The sequence below is a fragment of the Devosia sp. A369 genome (assembly GCF_054489345.1).
The window spans coordinates 171690-187329 of the sequence record NZ_JBTMWV010000009.1; the positions used below are offsets into that span (position 1 = coordinate 171690).

A 15640-nucleotide genomic window follows, 5' to 3' on the forward strand; every position below is an offset into this window, starting at 1 on the left:
CTCCACGCGCAAAAGCGCGCTTGGGGAGTTCAATCATGTCGCATTTCGCCGTCAACTGGCTGGCCGTCGTGCTGGCCACAGTCGTGAGCTGGGGCGCCGGCGCCGGCTGGTATATGCTGTTTTCCAAGCAATGGCTGGCCGCGATCGGCAAGAAGCCGGAAGACATCAACCGGGCCGATTACACGCCCTATATCTGGTCGGTGGTGTGCCTGGCGGTGATGGCCTATTTCATCGCCCTGCTGACGCCGGCGCTGCTCGGCTCGCTCAGCGTCACCAATGGGCTGATCGTCGGCGCCCATATGTGGCTGGGCTTTGTGCTGACATCCATGGTGCTCAACCACCGCTATGCCGGCTCGCCCTGGTCGCGCACCGTCATCGATGGCGGCTATCTGCTGGTCGTGCTGCTGCTCGATGGCGCCATCATCGGCGTGTTTGGCTAGGCCACTACGTTTCAACATACTCGGTGTCATCCCGGCTCAAGGCCGGGGTGACGCGGTGGTTGGGGCAGACCCGGAGCCTCAGCTCTCCACCACGATCGGCGGCACATGCTTGGGCTCGGCCTCGGGGGCATATTTGTTCAGCAGGCTGACCTGGCTGATGGAGAAAATCACCGTCAGCGGCATCACGCCCCAGACCTTGAACGCCACCCAGATATCGGTCGAAAAATTGCGCCACAGCACTTCGTTGATGATGGCCAGCACCACGAAGAACAGGCCCCAATTCAGCGTCAGCTTGCTCCAGCCCTCGGGGCGGAGCTTATAGACGTCGCCAAACACATATTTCAGCAGGGAGTGGCCGAACACCAGCCCGCCCAGCAGCACCGCCGCGAACAGGCCATTGGTGATGGTCGGCTTGATCTTGATGAAAGTGTCGTCCTGCAGCCACAGCGTCAGCCCGCCAAACACCAGCACCACGACGCCGGTGACCAGTGGCATGACGGCAATCTTCTTGAGCAGCAGCCAGGTCAGCACCAGCGACACCACCATGGCGCCCATGAACCAGGCGGTGGCGGTGAAAATATCGGCGCGGGCATTGGCGATGAAGAAGATCACCAGTGGACCGAGCTCAAGCCCCATCTTGATGAGCTGGGGACGCAATTCGTCCCAGTTGAGCTCGGGTTCGGCTTTGTCGGTCATGGCAATGGTCTCTAAACGGCATCAAAGGGCAATGTGAGCGCTGAGGCTCGCCCATGCAAGGGCGGGATAGGCCTCAAGCATGGTCAGATTGGGGCTATTCCCGCCCGGCAATCGCCTGTGCGAACTCGCTGGCGGTAAAGGGTTCGAGATCGCCGACGCCTTCGCCGACGCCGATGAAATGCACCGGCAGGCCGAATTTCTGCGCAATCGCCACCAGAATGCCGCCGCGTGCCGTGCCATCCAGCTTGGTCATTACCAGCCCGGTCACCCCGGCGCGCTTGCCGAAAATCTCCACCTGCCGCAGCGCATTCTGCCCGGTGGTGGCGTCGAGCGTCAGCAGCGTCGCGTGCGGCGCAGTCGGGTCGACCTTCTTGATGACGCGGATGATCTTTTCCAGCTCGTTCATCAACTCGTCGCGGTTCTGCAACCGCCCGGCGGTGTCGATGATCAGCACATCGCGGCCTTCGGCACGGGCCTGGGTCACCGCGTCAAAGGCCAGGCCCGAAGCGTCGGAGCCGGCCGGGCGGGTGATCACCGGCGCATTGGTGCGCTGGCCCCAGACCTGGAGCTGTTCAATCGCCGCGGCGCGAAACGTGTCGCCCGCCGCCAGCATCACCGATTTGCCCTCGGCGGTAAATTTCTGCGCCAGCTTGCCGATGGTGGTGGTCTTGCCCGAGCCATTGACCCCGATCATCAGGATGATGAAGGGCTTTTGCGCCGGGTCGATTTCCAGCGGCCGGGCCACCGGCCCAAGCACTTTTTCCACTTCGGCGGCCAGCACGGCGCGCACATCCTCGCCCGACACATCCTTGTCAAAGCGGTCGCGGCGCAGGGTTTCGGTAATGGCGGTGGCCGTCTCGATGCCGAGGTCGGCCTGGATCAGCACGTCTTCCAGCTCGTCGAGCGTCGCCGCATCCAGCTTGCGTTTGGTGAACACCGAGGTGATCGAGCCGGTCAGCTGATCCGACGAGCGCTTGAGACCACCGGCCAACCGGGCAAACCAGCCCTGACGCGGGGCCTCTTCGGCGATCGTCACCGGAGCGAGCGGCGCGACCGGGGCAGGGGCGGCCACCAGTTGGTCTTCCACCTCCTCGACATAGTCGGGCGTGGTTTCGGGTGGACCGGGTGGCGGCACGACTTCCGGTTCCGGTTCGGGGGTAGGCGCTGGCTCTGGAATCGGCTCAGGCGTCGGCGCCACCGGCCCCGGGGCTGGCACTGGCGGCGGCACGGCCTCGGGCAGCGCTTCCGGCGGCGCGGGCGGTTGCACCGGCGTCTCGCCGCCAAACAGGCGCTTGAAAAATCCCGGCTTCTTGTCGGTCATAAATGTGCCTTCAATTCCAAACCATGCGAGCGTGTCTCTATCACGCCGCCGCAACTCTTTGTGTTTCACCCACCAGCCCGTCGGCGTGAACCCCGGTGACCAGCACATCCAGCAAATCGCCCGGCTGGGTGCCCGTCATCTTGACCGGCACGAATTGCGCGGTGCGGCCCAGCCCGTTGCGCTCCATCAACACATGCTCGACGCGGCCGACCCGGCTAGCGCAGAGCTTGGCAAATTGCCGATCACCCGCCGCCCGCAGCAGGGTGGCGCGCTTGCGGGCAATTTTGCCGCTCACCTGCGGCATGCGCGCCGCCGGCGTGCCTTGGCGCGGCGAATAGGGAAAGACATGCAGGTAGGTCAGTTCCGCCTCGCTGACGATGGCCAGCGTATTGGCGAACATGGCGTCATCCTCGGTGGGGAAGCCGGCAATGATATCGGCGCCGAACACCATGTCGGGGCGCAAAGCGCGCAGCTTGCCGACAATGGAAAGCGCATCGTCGCGGCTATGGCGGCGCTTCATCCGCTTGAGGATCATGTCATCGCCCGATTGCAGCGACAGATGCAGATGCGGCATCAGCCGCTGCTCGCTCGCCACCACGTCATACAGCGCAGCGTCGGCCTCGATGGAGTCGATGGAAGAAATGCGCAGCCGGGGCAGGTCGGGTACATGGCGCAGAATGGCCTGGGCCAGCTTTCCCAGGGTCGGCGCGCCCGGCAGGTCGGGACCATAGGAGGTGATATCGACCCCGGTCAGCACCACTTCGCGATAGCCATTGCCGACCAGCTTCTTGATCTGTTCGACCACCATGCCCATCGGCACCGAGCGCGACGGGCCACGGCCAAACGGGATGATGCAGAAGGTGCAGCGGTGGTCGCAGCCATTTTGCACCTGCACGAAAGCGCGGGTGTGCCCATCCATGCCCTCGATCAGATGGCCGGCGGTTTCCCGCACGCTCATGATGTCGTTGACCTGCACCTTGTCATTGAGGGGCAAGCCAAACACCAGCGGGGTGTAGCTTTCGGCCTGCATCTTGTCGTTATTGCCGATCACCAGATCGACTTCTGCCATGTCACCAAAGCTGCGGGCTTCGGTCTGGGCGGCGCAGCCGGTGACGATGATGCGGGCGTCGGGATGGTCGCGGCGGGCCTTGCGCACCGCCTGCCTGGCCTGGCGGACCGCCTCGGCGGTCACCGCGCAGGTGTTGAAGATGATGGCATTATCGAGCCCGGCCTTTTCGGCCTCGCGCTTCATAACCTCGGCTTCATAGGCGTTGAGCCGGCAGCCGAATGTCACGGTTTCGACAGCCATCAGGCCGCGACCTCGTTGCGCGCCCACAGCCCCGAGGCCGGGTCGAGCGTGCCGGTCCATTCCAGCTCGGCCGGGCCGGTCAGCACCACATGGTCGTCATCGCGCCACTCAACGACGAGATCGCCGCCGGGCAGGGTGACGGTCGCCTTGCGGGCGGAGCGGCGGGTGCGGGCGCCATTGACCACGGCGGCGCAGGCAGCGGTGCCGCAGGCTTCGGTCAGGCCGGCGCCGCGCTCCCAGGTGCGCAGGACGATCTTGTCCGGCGCGATCACCTGGGCCAGCGAAATATTGGCGCGCTCGGGAAAGATCGGGTGGTTTTCCAGCATCGGCCCGAAGCGGTCGAGCGCATAGTTCCACACATCGTCATGCACCCAGAAGGTGGCATGCGGATTGCCCATCGAGGCAACCGAAGGCGAATGCAGCACCGGCGCATCGATCGGCCCGATCTGCAGCTCGATCTTGCGGGTATCGGCAAATTCCTCGGCCAGCGGAATGTTGTACCAGGCGAATTTCGGCGTACCCATATCGACGGTGATCTGGCCGTCAGCCAGCTCTTCGCCAAACAGGATGCCGGCGATGGTCTGGAAGGTGAAATGCTTCTGCTCGCCCGCTGCGGCAAGGAATTGGGTGACGCAGCGCATGCCATTGCCGCAGGCCTGGGCGCTGCTGCCGTCCGAATTGATGATGTCGACATAGGCCACGGTGCCGGGCATGCGCGGATCATGGATGGCCATGATCTGATCGAACTTCGTGCCCTCGGCGGCATTGATGGCGATGGCGGCTGCGGGCGTGATCCGGTCAGCGCGGCCGCGCATGTCGGCCACGATAATCTGGTTGCCCAGCCCGTTCATCTTGAGAAACGGCGCGCCGCTCACTGGTCGCCTCGTCCGCGAGTGTTGGAATTGACCACTATATGGCGGATGTAGCCCAAAATTGCCAGTGCGGCCGTTGGCATGGTTCCGCAGTCCCGTCGGCAGCGGCGCGCCGGAAAAATACGCAGGAAAAAACCTTTGAATTGTTTAGATTTGCGGGGGTTTCCGGCTTCATGGCGCTTTAACCAGGCGACCAGCTTGGCCGCGCCAAAGGCCCGATTGTGCGCTAGCCTCCTGACAGAGGTTGAGGATCATCCCTCGCTGCCACCGTTTTCGGAGCCCAGCCCATGAACATGACCATGCTGACTGACCAGATCATCACGGACTGGCAGCCTCATTTTCCCTCGCTGTTCGGCAATCATTCGCTGGCGCTGAGCCACAACCTGGCCAGCTCGCCGCTGTTCACCGATGCGGCGCTGGCGCAGTTGATCGACAACACGCCGCGCGAGGCCTACCACGTCAATTATTCGCAGAAGACGCCGGGCAATCCGCCCAAGCGCCGCGAAGGCGAGATCAAGGGCCTCTCCGGCCAGCAGGTCATCGACGTCATCAAGACCGGCAATATCTGGGTCAATCTCACCGCCCCGGCCAAGACCGATCCAGCCTATGGCGCGCTGCTCGATAGTTTCTACAGCGAATTCGAGGAACGGGTTCCCGGCTTCAAGAGCTACAAGCGCAACCTGACCATCCTGATTTCCTCGCCCAATGTGTCGGTAAAATATCACTCCGACGTGCCGGGGCAGAGCCTGTGGCAGGTGCGCGGCACCAAGAAGCTCTATGTCTATCCGCCGTCCAAGCCGTTCATCAGCCAGCCGGCGCTGGAAAAGCTGATCCTGGGCCAGCTGCGCGAAACCGACATGCCCTATGAGCCCTGGTATGACGACTATGCCGAGACCCATGTGCTCGACGCCGGCAAGATGATCCACTGGCCCCTCAACGGGCCACATCGCGTGGTCAATGAGGGGATGCTCAACGTCTCCTTCACCACCGAGCACTGGACCGACGAGCTGCGCAAGCACTACGCCGTCAACTATGCCAATGGCATTCTGCGCGCCAGGACCGGCAAGCAGAACCTGTCGCAACAGGTGACGGGGCTGAGCTATTATTCCAAGCTGGCGCTGGCCGGGCTGGTGAAATTCACCCCGCTCAATCCGCAGAAGCAGAAAATCTACAAGGTCGACTTCCAGGTCGATCCGAGCGCCCCCGAAGGCGTGCGCGACATTGAAGGCTATTCCTTCAGCAAATGAGCGCGCTTACGGCCCTTCCCTGGAGCGAAGAGCGACGGCGTCCCGACGCCGTCGATCGCGTTTCCGCGCCGGGTCATGGGCTGCACATCGAATTGGTGCAAACCCGCGAGGCGTTCGACGCCATCGCCCAACAATGGGCAGCATTGGAACTCCAGGTGGCCGGCGCCGTGCTGTTTCAGGGCAGCGGCTGGGCTCGTGCAATCTTCGATTTCGAGGCAGCGCGGGGCAATGCGGCCTTCGATCCGGTGGTGGTGACGCTCAGCGAGGGGCAGCGGCTGGTGGCGGTGCTGCCGCTCGAGCGCATCCGCACGCCGATGCGCATTGTGCTGGCGCCGCTCGGCCATGCCTTCAGCCAATATTCGGACGTGCTGATCGCTGACGGGCTCAACCCGCAAGAGACGCTGGCGCGGCTGCTGCGCGCCGCCATCAAGGCTGCCCCCTGCGATGCGGTGAGTTTCCTCAAGGTGCGCAGCGATAGTCAGCTGGCCCGGGCCATGCCGGAAAATCACCTGGTCACCGGCGCCGCCCAGGGCGCGCCCTATGTGGCGCTCAGCGACTTTGCCGATTACGACGCCTATTTCCAGACCATCAAGCCCAAGACGCGCAAGAATATGCGCAATGAGCGTAACCGGCTGGAGCGCGACGGCGCGCTGACCCACCATGTCGCGGCCAATGCAGGCGAGACGCTGGGCGTGGTCGAGCGGACCCTGTCCGGTCGCGCCAATCGCCTGCGCGAGCAGGGGCTGAGTTCGCGGGCCTTCAGCAATAATGCCTTCACCGAATTCTGCACCGGCCTGCCCGAGCGGCCCGATCTGACGCTATTGGCGATGTCGCTGCAGCATCGGGGCGAAAAGCTGGCCGAGCAGTGGGGCTTTGTGCACCAGCAGCGCTATTATGCCTTCGTCGCCAGCCGCGATTTCGGCCATTCCGAGGACAGTCCGGGCAAATTGCATCTGGGTGAAGTCATCCATGCATGCGCTGATCGCGGCCTGGTCGGGGCCGATCTGATGGTGCCGGTGATGCCCTACAAGCTGACCTGGGCCACCGAGGTGATCAGCGTGACCGACTATGCCCTGCCGGTCACCCCGCGCGGCGTGCTGGTGCTCAATATCTGGGACAAGCGACTGCGACCGGCGCTCAAATCCGCCATGCTCGGCATGCCCCGCTGGCTGCGCAGCCTGCTGCTGCGCGTCGCCGGGCGGAATTTGTAGGGCCAGCCACCCGCTTTTGCCGTTTTTCTTGACTCCCGCCCCGCCTTCCCCTACACCGCACGCCATTCATCAGGCGTAAGCTCCTGACCAGCCGACCGGGACCCCCTAGGGTATAAACCGATCCCGGAGGCCAACATCCGCCAGCGCGTTGCGCCCGCGGGTGGGTTTGGCGTTTGCGTGGATGGATACCATATGGCTCACTGGACGAGCGAAGCGAGGACCCCGCCAATGATTTGGCGCCCCCGCGGAGGGCCAGCGAAGCCGCCAGCGCGGATTTAGCGCGTCGGTGGCGAAGCGGTGCGGCCCGTGAGCGAAAGGGAAATTAAATATGTTCGAGAGCCTTTCCGACCGGCTTGGCAAAATCTTTGATGGCATCCGCGGTCGCGGCGCGCTCAGTGCAGCCGACGTCGATGCCGCCATGCGCGAGATTCGCCGCGCGCTGATCGAGGCCGACGTCTCCCTCGAGGTCGTTCGCGCCTTCGTCGAACAGGTGCGTGAGCGCGCCGTCGGCGCCGAGGTCACCCGTTCGGTGACGCCGGGCCAGCAAGTGGTCAAGATCGTCCATGACGAGCTGATCGCCGTGCTCGGCTCGGATAGCGTGCCGATCGATCTCAATGCCAAGGCCCCCGTCACCCTGCTGATGGTCGGCCTGCAAGGCTCGGGCAAGACCACTACCACGGCCAAGATCGCCAAGCGGCTGAGCGAGCGGAACAAGAAGAAAGTCCTGCTCGCCTCGCTCGATACCCGCCGTCCGGCTGCCATGGAGCAGCTGCGCGTGCTGGGTGAACAGGTCGGCGTCGATACGCTGCCCATCGTCGCATCCGAAACCCCGGTGCAGATCGCCCGCCGCGCCGAGCGCGAAGGCCGTCTCGGCGGCTATGACGTGCTGATCCTCGACACCGCCGGCCGCACCCATATTGACGACGAGCTGATGGCCGAAACGGTCGCCATCAAGGACATCGCCAACCCGCATGAAATCCTCCTGGTCGTTGATGCGTTGACCGGCCAGGACGCCATCAATGTGGCGCGCTCCTTCGATGGCCGCCTCGATATCACCGGCATCGTGCTGACCCGCGTCGACGGCGATGGCCGTGGTGGCGCGGCTCTGTCGATGCGTGCTGCCACCGGCAAGCCGATCAAGCTGATCGGCGTCGGCGAAAAAATGGATGCGCTGGAGGATTTCCATCCGTCGCGTATCGCCGACCGTATTCTGGGCATGGGCGACATTGTCTCGCTGGTCGAAAAGGCCGCCGAACACGTCTCGGCCGAAGACGCCCAGAAGATGGCCAAGAAGCTCAAAAAGGGCTCCTTCGACCTCGACGACCTGCGCGGCCAGCTGTTGCAGATGAAGAAGATGGGCGGCATGGGCGGGCTGATGTCCATGATGCCGGGCGTTGGCCAGATGAAAAAAGCCATGGCTAATTCCAACATCGACGAGAAGGTGTTCGATCGGCAGATCGCCATCATCAATTCGATGACCAAGAAAGAGCGGGCCGCGCCCGACCTGCTCAATGCCAGCCGCCGCAAGCGCATCGCCGCCGGCGCGGGTGTGGAAGTCAGCGAAATCAACAAGCTGGCCAAGCAGCACCGTCAGATGGCGGACATGATGAAGAAAGTGTCCAAGGGCGGCATGGGCGCCCTGGGTGGCATGTTCGGCGGCAAGATGGGTTCGATGATGGGCGGCATGCCCGACATCTCCAAGATGGACCCGGCCCAGCTCGAGCAGATGGCGCGTCAGGCCGGCATCGACCCCAACCAGCTCAAGGGCCTGCCCGGCGCCCAGCCGCAACTGGCCGAAAAACTGCCGACCGATGTCGGCGCTTTGTTCAAATCCGCCGGATCGGGTCTGCCCGGTCTGGGCAGCGCTCCCCGTTTCCCCGGCCTTCCCGGCCTGGGCAAGAAGAAATAGTCGTTCAACCAAACTCAACTCAAGGATACCAAAATGGCCCTCAAGCTCCGTCTCGCCCGTGGTGGCACCAAGAAGCGCCCATTCTACCACATCGTCGTCTCCGATGCCCGTTCGCCCCGCGATGGCCGCTTCATCGAGAAGCTGGGCACCTTCAATCCGCTGCTGGCCAAGGACAATGAAGGCCGCATCGTGCTGAACACCGAGCGCGCCAAGCATTGGCTCGGCGTTGGCGCTCAGCCGACCGACCGCGTGCTGCGTTTCCTCGACGCCGCCGGTCTGACCAAGCGCGACGCACGCAACAACCCGAACAAGGCAAAGCCGGGCGAGAAGGCCACCCAGCGCGCTGAAGAGAAGGCCGCCAAGGCTGCCGCCATCGAAGAAGCCAAGAACGCGCCGAAGGAAGCTCCGGCCGCTGAAGAGACCGCTGCCGAATAAGTTTTGGCCGCTGAATCACAAAAGCCCCGGTGCGCAAGCGCCGGGGCCTTTTTTATTTATCCATCCCAAAACTCGATGTCATCCCGGCCTTGAGCCGGGACCCATCCTGAGATCGTGCCCCCGCCGCAAGGTGGCCCACGATCTCCATTCCACCGTCATTGCCGGGCTTGTCCCGGCAATCCATCGCACCGCTGGCGCGATGGCAGATGGACCACCGGGACAAGCCCGGTGGTGACGACAGTGGTAAGTCGGCGTCTTAGGCCTTCAACTTCGCCAAAATCGCTGCGCCCATCTCTTCCGTGCCCACAATCTTGCGATTGTCCTGGGCGATATCGCCGGTGCGCAGCCCGTCGCTGAGCACGGCCGAGATGGCGTTTTCGATCCGCGTCGCCAGTTCGATCTGGCCGAAGGAGTAGCGCAGCGCCATCGCCACCGAAGCGATCATGGCGATCGGGTTGGCAATGCCCTTGCCGGTAATATCCGGGGCCGAGCCGTGTACCGGCTCGTAGAAGGCCTTGCGCTTGCCGGTCACCGGATCGGGCGCACCGAGCGAGGCGGAGGGCAGCATGCCGAGCGAACCGGTCAGCATGGCGGCCACGTCCGACAGGATGTCGCCGAACAGATTGTCGGTCACCATCACGTCGAACTGCTTGGGATTGCGCACCAGCTGCATCGCCGCGTTATCGGCCAGGATGTGGTGCATTTCGACATCGGGATAGTCCTTGGCGACGCCCTTGACCACTTCGTCCCACAGCACGCCGGACCTCATCACGTTCTTCTTGTCGGCCGAGTGCACCTTGTTGTTGCGGGTGCGGGCCAGATCGAAGGCGACGCGGGCGATGCGGTCGATTTCGTAGGTTTCGTAAACCTGGGTATCGATGGCGCGCTTCTGGCCATTCTCCAGTTCTGTAATGGTCTTGGGCTCGCCGAAATAGACGCCGCCGGTCAGCTCGCGCACGATCAGGATGTCGAGGCCTTCGACCAGCTCGCGCTTCAGCGAGGAGGCATCGGCCAGCGCCGGGTAGCAGATGGCGGGACGCAGATTGGCGAACACGCCCAGTTCCTGGCGCAAGCGCAGCAGCGCGGCTTCGGGGCGCTGCTCATAGGGCACGTCATCCCATTTCGGGCCGCCCACGGCGCCAAAGATCACCGCATCGGCGGCCTTGGCCTTGGCCACGTCCTCATCGGTGATCGCCACCTGATGGGCATCATAGGCCGTACCGCCGGCCATGCCGCGATCGGTCGAGAAATCGGTGAGCTGCTCGGCATTGGTCCAGGCGATCAGCTTTTCGACTTCGACCATGATTTCATGGCCGATGCCGTCGCCCGGCAGCAGGAATAGGGAATGAGTGGCCATGATCGGTCCTTACCGTACTGGTGGTTACGCTTCGATAGGGCGACATAGCGTCTTTTTCACGCGCTGCGCAAGCCGGACGCGCATGGGCCGAAAAAATCGAAGTTTTCTAGCGGCGGATTTAGCAAGTCTTTACGACCGCAATGCTTGTTTGCCCGCCACTAAAGCGTTGGAGAGCCTAGAAAATGTTGAAGCGCCGTGCCACCATCTCCCTCTTGGCTCTCCTGGCGGCCTCGCCGTCGGCACTGGCGCAGGATGCCGGCGCGCTGGCGCTAGGCGAAATGCCGATCTGGGTGCGCTATCCGGCGATTGCGCCCGATGGCGAAACCCTGAGCTTCACCTATCGTGGCCGCATCTTCGTGGTGGATGCCGAGGGTGGGCTGGCCGTGCCGCTCACCGCCAACGGCACCTATAGCCATGGTGCGCTGTGGTCGCCCGACTCGGAAAAGCTGGCTTTCGCCTCCGATCTCAATGGCGATGACGACGTCTATCTGACCGATTTTTCCGGCACGCTGCAACGCATGACCTGGTCTTCGGCCAGCGAGATCCCCACCAGTTTCGCGCCGGATGGGCAGTCGATCCTTTATACCGCGCTGCGGTTGGGCGATGCCGAACAGAGCGTGCAGGGCGCCCTGTCGGGCAAGCCACAGCTGCATGCCGTCGATATCGGCAGTGGCCGCGAGGGGCTGGTGCTGCCCAATCTGGCCGAGCAGGCGCAGTGGAACCGCGAGCAGACGCGGCTGGTCTATAGCTACAATCCCTCCATCGATCCGGAAGACCGCCAGCATCGCGTCGCCGCCAATGCGCGCCAGCTCTGGACCTATGATCAGGTGAGCGGGAGCCACCAACCGCTGTTCCCGGTGGATGGCATTGACCGGCACAATCCGGTCTGGAGCGCCGATGGCACGGCGCTGTATTATCTTTCCGAGGCCTCGGGCTGGCTCAACGCCTGGCGGCTCGATCTCGCCTCGGGCGAGGAGGTCCAGCTCACCCACTATGAAGGCGACCCGGTGCGCGACCTGTCGGTGGCCGATAACGGCACGCTGGCTTTTGCCTATCGCGGTCGCATCCATGTCATGCCCGCCGCGGCGAGCGAGGCCCGGCCCATTGAGGTGCTGACGCTGGAGCAGCGCGCCAGCCGGCAGGACAATTTCTATGCCGGCAGCACCCGCGAATTTGCCTCCTCGCCCGATGGCGAGCATTTCGCGCTCATCGCCAATGCCGATGTGTTTATCCAGGATGTGGCGGGCACCTTCCGCCAGCTCACCGCCACGCCCGGCGCGGAAAATAACATCGCCTTTTCCCCCGATGGGGCGATGCTGGCCTATGCCGCGCAGCGCGACCATCAATGGGGCATTTATGGCGTCGACCTGCGGCCCGATGGCGATAGCGGGCTCGAGCCGCGCTATGAGGAAATCCCCCTCTATCGCCCCGAAACCGGCAATGCCTATCAGCCGGCCTTTTCGCCCGATGGACGCAAGCTCGCCTTCATCGCCGACCGTCGCGAGGTCCAGGTGCTCGATCTGGAGAGCGGCGCGGTCCAAAAGCTGTTCGGCGAGGCCGACTATAATTCGACCTATAAGGATGGCGATCTGGGCTTCAGCTGGTCGCCCAGTTCCGAGGAATTGCTGGTCGACTGGCGGGCCATTGGCGGCGGCGATATTCGCCGGGTCGCCATCGTGCCGGCCGATGGCAGCGCGCCGGCCCGGCCCATCGGTGCGGTGCCCAATCTTTACAACGGCTTCTGGAGCCTCGACGGCACCCAGGTGCTCGGCCTCACCTCGCTCTACAGCCTGCGCGATGCCCAGCTTTGGGCCCAGGGCACCGAGCTCTACCGCATCTTCCTGTCGGAAGAGGCGCGGCAGGATTTCCTCGATACTGTCGAGGGGCTGGGGGGCGCCTATGGCGAAGCCGAGGATGGCACGCCGGTGGTCCGGCGCTACGCGCTGGACGGCTTCCGGCCGCAGCAGCTGGAAGGACGGCTGACCCATGGGCTTGACGGCGTCAGGCTGGTCGAGCCGCTGCCCGATCTCAATAGCCTGCTGGTGGTAGCGGCGGTCGATGAGGATAGTTACGCGATCAATGTCGTCAGCCTGGTGGATGGCAGCGTCAGCACCATTGGCGGTTTCGATGCGCCCGATCTGCAAGCGCTGACCTATGTGCCCGATCTGGGCGCGCTCGACGCCAAGCTGGCCGGGCACATCAGGCGCATCCCGCTGGCGGCGCCGGATCAGGCTGACATCATCGCTTCCAATCTGTTCTATGCGCGTGACGCCGATGCGGCGCGGCTGGCCGGTTTCGAGCAGGCCTGGGCCGATGTCGAATACCGTTACTACGACAGCGGCCATGAGGGGCGCGACTGGGCGGCGATCGGCGAAAAATACCGCAATTATCTCGGCTCCATCGCCAGCGACCGCGAATTGCGCGAGCTGATTTCGGCCATGTATGGCGAGCTGTCGGCCTCCCATATGTTCACCGGCTATCGCGGGCGCGAAGCCGAGCGGCAGGATCTTGGCAACACCAATGACGCGCTGGGCGTCTATCTGGACCATGGCTATGAGGGCGCCGGCCGTCGCGTCGCCGCCATCCTGCCCGGCGGTCCGCTCGACCGCCGCGCCATCGATATCGCGCCGGGCGATATCATCACCTCGATCAATGGCCATCCGGTGCCGGAGGCCGGCGGGCTCGACCGGCTGCTCGCGCTCAATGTCGGCCGTCCGGCTCTGGTAGGGGTCAATGATGGGGAAACCCAGGAGGAGCGCTTCTATTCGGTCAAGCCGATCGATCAGCTTGAGGAGACGGCGCTGGCCAAGACCCGGCTGATCGATGCGCGGCGCGAAATGGTGGCGCGGCTCTCCAACAGCTGCATCGCCTATCAATATGTGCCGAGCATGGACACGGCGTCCTATCTCGACCTGCTGGGCAATCTCACCGCCCAGCGCGGCATCGCCAAGGCAGCCTTGATCGATGTGCGCTCCAATGGCGGGGGTAATCTCACCCGCGAGCTGATCACCCTGCTGAGCGGCAAAGCCTATTCGACGCTGGGGCTGGAGGGCGGCCCGACCGAAATCGAGCCCAATAATCGCTGGGTCTGGCCCAGCGCGGTAGTGGTCGACAGTTTTGGCTATTCCGATGGCTCGGTGTTCCCCCAGGCCTATCAGGATAGCGGCATCGGCAAGCTGGTGGGCGACACGGTGCTCAATACCGGCACGGCGGTGGATTATGTCTCCAGCCCCGTGGTGCCCGGCCTCGTCTATGGCATTCCGGTGCTGCCCAACAAGCGGCTGGACGGCCGCTATTACGAGAACAACGTCATCGCGCCCGAACTGCATGTGCCGTTCAGCCCCAATAGCGCGGGCTTCAATACCGACCCGCAAATCGAGGCGGCAATTGCCGCGCTGATGGACGAGCTGGGCGACGGCGTCGATTGCCGACTGCCGTAAACCGGCAACAAAAAAGGCGCCCGTAAGGGCGCCTTTTTCATAGTGAGCGTCGCGGCTGGTCAGCCGGCGAAATAGGACTGGGTGCCATGTGCCTCGATGGCGGTGGCGAGACGGCCAAGGGCATGGATATAGGCAGCCGAGCGAACCGAGACGCCGCGGTCGCAGGCGATGGTCCAGACTTCGCGGCCTTCGCGTTCCATCATCTTCTTCAGGCGCGAATGGATTTCTTCCAGGTCCCAATAGAAGCCCTGGCGGTTCTGCACCCATTCGAAATAGGAGACGGTAACGCCGCCGGCATTGGCCAGAATATCGGGCAGCACGGTCACGCCCATATCGGCGAGGACCTTGTCGGCTTCGGCAGTGACCGGGCCATTGGCCAGTTCCAGAATCACCTTGGCCTTGATCGAGGCCGCATTGTTGATGGTGATCATTTCTTCCAGCGCCGCCGGCACCAGCAGATCGACTTCAACGCCGAGCAGGTCGTCGGCGGGGATGATGGCGGCATCCAGTTCGGCGGCCATTTCGGTCACCCGGCGGCCGGCATTCTTGCCGGCGATCAGCTTGGCGACGTCCAGCCCGGCGGGGCGGTGAATGGCGCCATTGGAATCGGAGACGGCAACGATCTTGTTGTTGTCGGCGGCCGAGAGCTGGGCATAAAACTGCCCGGCATTGCCAAAGCCCTGAATGGCGACGGTGTGGTCACGGGCGAGGCCCAGCTCGCTCGCCAGATGGCGCACCAGATAGAAGCCGCCGCGCGCGGTGGCGTCATTGCGGCCAAGCGAACCGCCCAGCGCGATTGGCTTGCCCGTAATGACGGCCGGCGTCACGCTGCCGGTGATCTGGTTATATTCGTCGGCCATCCAGCCCATGATCATGGCATTGGTATAGACGTCCGGCGCCGGAATATCGCGGTCGGGACCGACGGTGGAGGCGAAAGCCTGCATATAGGCGCGCGACAGGCGCTCCAGCTCGGTGCGCGACAGCGTGCGCGGATCAACCCGCACGGCGCCCTTGCCGCCGCCATAAGGCAGGTTCATCACGGCGCATTTGAAGGTCATCCAGAACGCCAGCGTCTCGACTTCCTCGATGGTGCTGTCGGGATGGAAACGGATGCCGCCCTTGGTGGGGCCGCGCGTGTCGTCATAGCGGCAGCGCCAGGCCAGGAACGACTTGCGCGAGCCGTCATCCATGCGGATCAGCAGGCGGGTCTTGGTGGTCTCGCGCGGATATTTGAGTTTCTCGATGACATCCGGATCGATCTGGAGATGGCTGGCCGCCTCTTCGAGGCGGACAAGGGCGCGATCAAGCAGGTTGTCGTCGGTCATGGCGGATCCTTTGCGCGGGAATTTGGGCAATATGCACAAATATGGGGCGCATTGTGTGCCACGGCGGCTTTCTTAGGT

General features: G+C 63.8%; 12 protein-coding genes. 6 read left to right on the plus strand and 6 right to left on the minus strand.

The window, feature by feature from the left end; all coding sequences use genetic code 11:
- Nucleotides 1-35: 35 nt before the first annotated feature.
- On the plus strand, nucleotides 36-440 hold the full coding sequence (locus ACX3OZ_RS13515) for a DUF1761 domain-containing protein (RefSeq protein WP_459094017.1): 405 nt from the start codon (nucleotides 36-38) through the stop codon (nucleotides 438-440).
- 78 nt (nucleotides 441-518) lie between these two features.
- Here the strand turns inward: ACX3OZ_RS13515 and ACX3OZ_RS13520 are convergent, their stop codons facing one another.
- From ACX3OZ_RS13520 to dapF, 4 genes are all read right to left on the minus strand, one after another.
- Nucleotides 519-1136, minus strand: a complete 618-nt coding sequence (locus tag ACX3OZ_RS13520; protein ID WP_459094016.1) for a septation protein A — start codon at nucleotides 1134-1136, stop codon at nucleotides 519-521.
- Between the two features lie 94 nt (nucleotides 1137-1230).
- Nucleotides 1231-2457 (minus strand): signal recognition particle-docking protein FtsY, encoded by a 1227-nt coding sequence (gene ftsY / locus ACX3OZ_RS13525; protein WP_459104673.1) that lies wholly within the window; start codon nucleotides 2455-2457, stop codon nucleotides 1231-1233.
- Between the two features lie 40 nt (nucleotides 2458-2497).
- A complete protein-coding gene (mtaB, locus tag ACX3OZ_RS13530) occupies nucleotides 2498-3766 on the minus strand; it encodes a tRNA (N(6)-L-threonylcarbamoyladenosine(37)-C(2))-methylthiotransferase MtaB (RefSeq protein ID WP_459104674.1) in 1269 nt (422 codons plus the stop codon).
- Nucleotides 3766-4617: a diaminopimelate epimerase gene (gene dapF / locus ACX3OZ_RS13535; RefSeq protein WP_459104687.1), complete on the minus strand. Its 852-nt coding sequence runs from the start codon at nucleotides 4615-4617 to the stop codon at nucleotides 3766-3768. The genes mtaB and dapF overlap by 1 nt, the downstream gene beginning before the upstream one ends.
- Nucleotides 4618-4925: 308 nt before the next feature.
- On the opposite strand from dapF, the gene ACX3OZ_RS13540 reads away from it, so the two are divergent.
- The 4 genes from ACX3OZ_RS13540 (at nucleotide 4926) to rpsP (ending at nucleotide 9440) form a co-directional block, all read left to right on the plus strand.
- Entirely contained in the window at nucleotides 4926-5885 is a 960-nt protein-coding gene (locus tag ACX3OZ_RS13540; RefSeq protein WP_459104675.1) for a hypothetical protein, read from the plus strand.
- Nucleotides 5882-7096: a GNAT family N-acetyltransferase gene (locus ACX3OZ_RS13545; RefSeq protein WP_459104676.1), complete on the plus strand. Its 1215-nt coding sequence runs from the start codon at nucleotides 5882-5884 to the stop codon at nucleotides 7094-7096. Before ACX3OZ_RS13540 ends, ACX3OZ_RS13545 begins: the two co-directional genes overlap by 4 nt.
- A gap of 328 nt (nucleotides 7097-7424) precedes the next feature.
- Nucleotides 7425-9005: a signal recognition particle protein gene (gene ffh / locus ACX3OZ_RS13550; RefSeq protein ID WP_459104677.1), complete on the plus strand. Its 1581-nt coding sequence runs from the start codon at nucleotides 7425-7427 to the stop codon at nucleotides 9003-9005.
- 33 nt (nucleotides 9006-9038) lie between these two features.
- A complete protein-coding gene (rpsP, locus tag ACX3OZ_RS13555; RefSeq protein ID WP_459094010.1) occupies nucleotides 9039-9440 on the plus strand; it encodes a 30S ribosomal protein S16 in 402 nt (133 codons plus the stop codon).
- Between the two features lie 256 nt (nucleotides 9441-9696).
- On the opposite strand, the gene leuB is transcribed toward rpsP, so the two are convergent.
- Nucleotides 9697-10797 (minus strand): 3-isopropylmalate dehydrogenase, encoded by a 1101-nt coding sequence (gene leuB / locus ACX3OZ_RS13560; RefSeq protein WP_459094009.1) that lies wholly within the window; start codon nucleotides 10795-10797, stop codon nucleotides 9697-9699.
- Between the two features lie 182 nt (nucleotides 10798-10979).
- Between leuB and ACX3OZ_RS13565 the strand changes: the two genes are divergently transcribed.
- Nucleotides 10980-14237: a S41 family peptidase gene (locus ACX3OZ_RS13565; protein WP_459104678.1), complete on the plus strand. Its 3258-nt coding sequence runs from the start codon at nucleotides 10980-10982 to the stop codon at nucleotides 14235-14237.
- A gap of 59 nt (nucleotides 14238-14296) precedes the next feature.
- On the opposite strand, the gene ACX3OZ_RS13570 is transcribed toward ACX3OZ_RS13565, so the two are convergent.
- Complete coding sequence (locus ACX3OZ_RS13570; RefSeq protein WP_459094007.1) at nucleotides 14297-15562, minus strand: Glu/Leu/Phe/Val family dehydrogenase; 1266 nt, start codon at nucleotides 15560-15562, stop codon at nucleotides 14297-14299.
- Nucleotides 15563-15640 lie beyond the last annotated feature (78 nt).

What these genes read in the sequence shown, in the direction of transcription:
- ACX3OZ_RS13515 (WP_459094017.1), top strand. Translation starts at nt 36, where the DNA reads ATGTCGCATTTCGCCGTCAACTGGCTGGCCGTCGTGCTGGCCACAGTC.
- ACX3OZ_RS13520 (WP_459094016.1), bottom strand. Translation starts at nt 1,136, where the DNA reads ATGACCGACAAAGCCGAACCCGAGCTCAACTGGGACGAATTGCGTCCC.
- ftsY (WP_459104673.1), bottom strand. Translation starts at nt 2,457, where the DNA reads ATGACCGACAAGAAGCCGGGATTTTTCAAGCGCCTGTTTGGCGGCGAG.
- mtaB (WP_459104674.1), bottom strand. Translation starts at nt 3,766, where the DNA reads ATGGCTGTCGAAACCGTGACATTCGGCTGCCGGCTCAACGCCTATGAA.
- dapF (WP_459104687.1), bottom strand. Translation starts at nt 4,617, where the DNA reads ATGAACGGGCTGGGCAACCAGATTATCGTGGCCGACATGCGCGGCCGC.
- ACX3OZ_RS13540 (WP_459104675.1), top strand. Translation starts at nt 4,926, where the DNA reads ATGAACATGACCATGCTGACTGACCAGATCATCACGGACTGGCAGCCT.
- ACX3OZ_RS13545 (WP_459104676.1), top strand. Translation starts at nt 5,882, where the DNA reads ATGAGCGCGCTTACGGCCCTTCCCTGGAGCGAAGAGCGACGGCGTCCC.
- ffh (WP_459104677.1), top strand. Translation starts at nt 7,425, where the DNA reads ATGTTCGAGAGCCTTTCCGACCGGCTTGGCAAAATCTTTGATGGCATC.
- rpsP (WP_459094010.1), top strand. Translation starts at nt 9,039, where the DNA reads ATGGCCCTCAAGCTCCGTCTCGCCCGTGGTGGCACCAAGAAGCGCCCA.
- leuB (WP_459094009.1), bottom strand. Translation starts at nt 10,797, where the DNA reads ATGGCCACTCATTCCCTATTCCTGCTGCCGGGCGACGGCATCGGCCAT.
- ACX3OZ_RS13565 (WP_459104678.1), top strand. Translation starts at nt 10,980, where the DNA reads ATGTTGAAGCGCCGTGCCACCATCTCCCTCTTGGCTCTCCTGGCGGCC.
- ACX3OZ_RS13570 (WP_459094007.1), bottom strand. Translation starts at nt 15,562, where the DNA reads ATGACCGACGACAACCTGCTTGATCGCGCCCTTGTCCGCCTCGAAGAG.